Origin of the sequence: Nocardia sp. NPDC060220, from assembly GCF_042727815.1 — a bacterium.
In the GTDB taxonomy this organism is placed as follows: Bacteria; Actinomycetota; Actinomycetes; order Mycobacteriales; family Mycobacteriaceae; genus Nocardia.
The window spans coordinates 1-4,471 of the sequence record NZ_JBHWZY010000584.1 but is presented as its reverse complement, the minus strand read 5'-3'; the positions used below and the strand labels follow the sequence as shown (position 1 = coordinate 4,471).

The following is a 4,471-nucleotide window of genomic DNA, read 5'->3' as shown; positions in this document are numbered from 1 at the left end:
ACTTCGGATCCGCAGCCCCCTGCTCGCTGGAAATGGTCACCTCCTCGCTCACCCGGAATCGATCGCGGGTGCGATTAGAGCAGGTGGCGCTGGCCTTGCTCACCTACATCGAGGAGCGGACCGACGGTTTTCGGATCCTGGTCCGCGACCAGCCCGCCGCCAACTCCGACGGTCGCTACTCGAGCCTGCTCAACGAGGCCGTGAATCAGGTGGCCCATCTGCTCGCCGGTGATTTCGGCCGTCGCGATCTCGATACCAGCCTCGCCCCGCTCTATGCCCAGGCTCTGGTCGGCATGGTCTCGACCACCGCCACGTGGTGGCTCGACGAGCGCACCCCGCCCAAAGAGGTGGTCGCGGCGCACCTGGTCAACCTGTGTTGGAACGGTTTGAGTCATTTGGAAGCCGAACCGGGGCTCAGCTCCGAATGGAATACGGGGACTACGCCGACCAGCGGTGGGGTAACCGGACGTTAGCGCAAGCAACGTGGACCGAATCCATGATTCGGCTGCCACTTTGCCGCCTGGTGGTACGGTTCACCCATCCTTTTGGGTGCTGCCGGGCGGTATGTCGAGCAAATTTCGGGATGTCGGTCTACTTCAGGATGGCTGGATTATTGGATGACAGGCGGATCTGATGGCTAGGCAAGCACGCGCGGAGATCACCCGCGACTCCGTCCTTGCTGGCGCTGCCGATGTCTTTCTCCGTTTGGGCTACGCCAACGCGAGCCTCAGCGAAATCATCGCGCAGTCCAATGTGACCAAGGGCGCCTTGTACTTTCACTTCGGCTCCAAGGAGGAGCTGGCCAGGGCGGTGGTCGATCAGGGCAACGAGCGCCTGACCGGATCCTGTCAGGGTTTCTTCGATTCTCGGGTGCCCGCGCTGGAGGCGGCCGTCGGGATCACCTATGTGGTGGCCGATCTGTCGATGAACGATCCGATGGTGGGCGCGATGCTCAAGCTCACCCACCAGATCGGTGACTATCGCGGCGCGCAGGGCGACAACATCGCCAAGACCTGGGGCGAGACCTACCGGTTGCTGTCGGAGCGGGCCATCGCCCAAGGCGACCTGATCGCCGACCTCGATCCCGAGGTGGTCGGTGTGCTGCTCCAGGAACTGACCGCGGGCGTGCACATCGTCGCGGTCGGCACCGAGTCGATGGAGCAGATGGCGGCGCGGATGGAACGGGCCTGGTACTTCCTGCTGCCCTCGCTGGTGCCGCCGGAGAAGCTGTCGTACTTCCGGGAGTTCGCGGCGCGCAGGCTGCGCCGCTACGTCGTCTAGTTCACACGCTGCGGTCGGTGGCGAGCACCGTCCGCACGTCGGCCTCGGGTCCGGTCGGGGTGATCCGGACTTCGTCGCGGCCGAAGGCGTGCAGGAGCAGCTCCGACGGCGTGCCGGTGAGCACCACTTCGGCGCCGTCGCCACGATGCGCCGTGATCCGGGCCCCCTGCTGCGTCGCGAGGACAACCGGAACCGGCGACTTGCGGTAGGCCGCGCGTGCGACGGTGCGCAGTGCGGTCCACAGTCGGTCCTCGTCGCGCGCCGCCAATTGCCTTGGCTCCCAGCCCGGTTCGGACCTGCGCACGTCTTCGTGGTGGACGAACATCTCGCTGAGATTGGCCACCGCGTCGACCGGGCGCAACGGCGACCACCACGGCGGGCCGGTGCGGACGAGCTCGAGCAGTTCGGCGAACGGCCGCTGCGCGATCTGGGCCTGCTTGGCCTCCAGGTAGCCGGCCATCGGCGGGAAGACGATGCCCACCGACGCGTCGGGCCTGCGTTCGCGGACCACCAGGTGGGCCGCGAGGTCGTGCACCGTCCAGGTGCCGCACAGGGTCGGCGCGGCAGGGCCGGCCTCGGTCATCGTTTCCACGAGGGCGTGGCGTTCACGTCGAGCCAGACTCACGCCTCGACCCTACGCGTATCGCGACATCCACGGCGCCGAGCCTGAAGACAAGCAGCCGCCTCCCGAGCGATCCCGGGCCTGTAGCGCGTCAGCCGCCGTTCATCCACCGTCGCTTGAGGTTCCAATGGTTGGCCCACCACGCCTGTTCCGCCGCGGGGTCAGAGCCTTCCGCCGGGGGTGGTGATTCTCCCGGGAACAGCCCTTGCGGACCTGGGGCGCCGACCTTTGCCGGGGTCGCAGCGGCACTCGGTGCGGCCGCTTCCGGTGTGTCCGCCGGTTCGGGGGAGTCTGTGGGACCGGCTTCGGGTGCCGGAACCCAGGTGGGCGGTTCTGGATCACGAGGCCCGGCGGTGGTGGGGGCCGTAGCGGCTGACGGCGGCGCTGGAGCGGGAGCCTGCGCTGAGTGGTTCGGCGCCGCTGCCGGAGCAGGTGTCACAGGTTGGGTTCGATCTTGCGGCGAGGCCGGAAGCGAGGCGTCAGGGGTTGTCTCGACAGTGGCAGGCGCTGAGGGCGACGGTGGAGCGAGGCTGGTCGTGCCGGGGGAACCCGCGTTCATGGCAGGCGAGTTCTCCTCCAGTGCCTGCGACGCGGCGAATCCGGCGACGCCGAGAAAGGCCGCGAGGGCCGCCGCGGTCAGCAGTAGCCGCCGGTGGCGGCGAGGCGCCTGCGGTGGTTCGGCGAGTTGCCTGCGCACCTGGCCGGCGGCGATCAGCGCGGCTGCGCGCGCCGTCGCCTGCGCGAAGTCCGGGACGAGGACCACGCGCGCGGTGAGTTCGTAGCGCAGGGCGCCCGCGATCTCGGGATCGGCGGCCGACGAACCACAGAGGGCCACCGCGTCGGGGTGCGCCGGGATCGACGCCAGCACCGACCGCACGCGACCGATCGTCTCGGTCATCGCGTCGGTATCGAACGATTCCGCGAGACCGTCGGCCGAGGCGCCCTCGGCAATACCGGTGGTCCAGGCGTCCGAGGCCAGGATCTGCCGACGATCCGGTCCGACCACGACGGCGGTCGCGGCGTGATCGGCGAGGTCGAGCATCACCACGGTCCCGAACTCATCGAGTTCCGGCATGTCACCGATCAGCGCGAACAGTGCCGATCGGGTCGAAACCAGCGATGATGTCCGCCACGGGCGGGCCGCGAGCTCCGAGACGATCCGTTGCCGGTCCTGCGCAGTGTGATACGCCACGGCGACATCCGCGATCACCGGGGCTGCCTCGGCGAGGGCGTCGAGTGCGTGGACGATCGAGCCCCCGTCTTCGACACGCTGCTCGACCGACTGAAGGACCTCGGATTTCTTCCCCGGTGCGTTGGACAGGAGCACCCCCCGGACGACAGTGCGTTCCGCTGATATTCCGACTGTGGTCGTCATAGATCACCCACTCGATAGACGTATAGCTTTCGGAGGTTCGTGGTGGGTGCGCTCGGTGATTGGTCGATGTTCCGACTGTGATGTCTCTCATAGGGCATCCGTCGCTCCTGAGTCGGCTCACACCCGGGGTCAGCCGCGGGCCGACCCCCGGGAATCACTCATCTAGACTTCGAGACGGGCTGCCTCGCCTATCCCGTCTGCGTATTCAGGAGCGAACAATGTCCTCCCTTCGTCCTCCGCTCGCCGGTCTGGCCGAAGTGGTCGCGGGTGACGCCGCGCTGCGGACGGTCACCGACCTGGTCGGCAAATCCGGGGTGGAATTGGTCGCGCCGTCGGCCGTGCGGCCGTTCGTCGCCGCGACGATCGCCGATCAGCGTCCCCTGGTGGTGGTGACCGCCACCGGTCGCGAGGCCGACGATCTGACCGTGGAACTCACCGAGATGCTCGGCCCGTCGGTCGCCATGTTCCCGTCCTGGGAGACCCTGCCGCACGAACGCCTCTCGCCCGGCCCCGACACGGTCGGGCGCAGGCTCGAGGTACTACGCAGGCTGGCCCATCCCGAAGACCCCGTCTACCCCGAACCGCTGCGGGTGGTGGTCACCACGGTGCGTTCGCTGATGCAGCCGATGACGGCCGGGCTCGGCGATATCGAGCCGGTGGTGCTGCGGGTCGGCGGCGAACACGATTTCGACGAATTGCTCGCTCGCCTGGTGGAATTCGCGTACACCCGCGTCGACATGGTCGGCAAGCGCGGCGAGTTCGCGGTGCGTGGCGGCATCCTCGATCTGTTCGCGCCGACGGCGGATCATCCGGTGCGCGTGGAGTTCTGGGGCGACGAGGTGACCGAGATCCGCCCGTTCTCGGTCGCCGATCAGCGATCGCTCACCGAGAGCACCGTCGAGATGGTGGTCGCGCCGCCGTGTCGCGAGTTGCTGCTCACCACGCCGGTGCGCGAGCGCGCCACCGCGGTCGCCGCCGACAACGAGGCCGACGCCTCCCTGGTCGAGATGCTGAACAAGATCGCCGAGGGCATCCCCGTCGACGGCATGGAGGCCCTGCTGCCGGTCCTCGCGCCGGGCAAGCTCAGCCTGCTCACCGAGGCGCTGCCCGGAGGCACCCAGTTGCTGCTGTGCGACCCGGAGAAGATCCGCACCCGCGCAGCCGATCTCGTGCGCACCGGCGAGGAGTTCCTC

Annotated in this window: 4 protein-coding genes and 1 pseudogene; 3 read left to right on the top strand and 2 right to left on the bottom strand. The window is 68.3% G+C overall.

Features of this window, described 5'->3' with window-relative positions:
- Together ACFWF3_RS25645 and ACFWF3_RS25640 are read left to right on the top strand one after the other, a co-directional pair.
- A partial coding sequence (locus tag ACFWF3_RS25645) for a TetR/AcrR family transcriptional regulator (RefSeq protein ID WP_379315820.1) occupies positions 1-473 on the top strand: 473 nt, incomplete at its 5' end.
- Positions 474-633: 160 nt separating this feature from the next.
- Positions 634-1,281 carry a TetR/AcrR family transcriptional regulator gene (locus ACFWF3_RS25640; protein WP_358071707.1) on the top strand — a complete coding sequence of 216 codons (648 nt, stop codon included), beginning with the start codon at positions 634-636 and terminating at the stop codon, positions 1,279-1,281.
- Position 1,282: 1 nt separating this feature from the next.
- Here ACFWF3_RS25640 and ACFWF3_RS25635 read toward each other — a convergent pair whose 3' ends face one another.
- Both ACFWF3_RS25635 and ACFWF3_RS25630 read right to left on the bottom strand, forming a co-directional pair.
- On the bottom strand, positions 1,283-1,906 hold the full coding sequence (locus ACFWF3_RS25635) for a TIGR03085 family metal-binding protein (RefSeq protein ID WP_379315818.1): 624 nt from the start codon (positions 1,904-1,906) through the stop codon (positions 1,283-1,285).
- A gap of 88 nt (positions 1,907-1,994) precedes the next feature.
- Positions 1,995-3,278: a hypothetical protein gene (locus ACFWF3_RS25630; protein ID WP_379315816.1), complete on the bottom strand. Its 1,284-nt coding sequence runs from the start codon at positions 3,276-3,278 to the stop codon at positions 1,995-1,997.
- A 218-nt stretch (positions 3,279-3,496) separates the two neighbouring features.
- Between ACFWF3_RS25630 and ACFWF3_RS25625 the strand changes: the two are divergent.
- Positions 3,497-4,471, top strand: a pseudogene (locus ACFWF3_RS25625) (transcription-repair coupling factor); the annotation flags it as partial.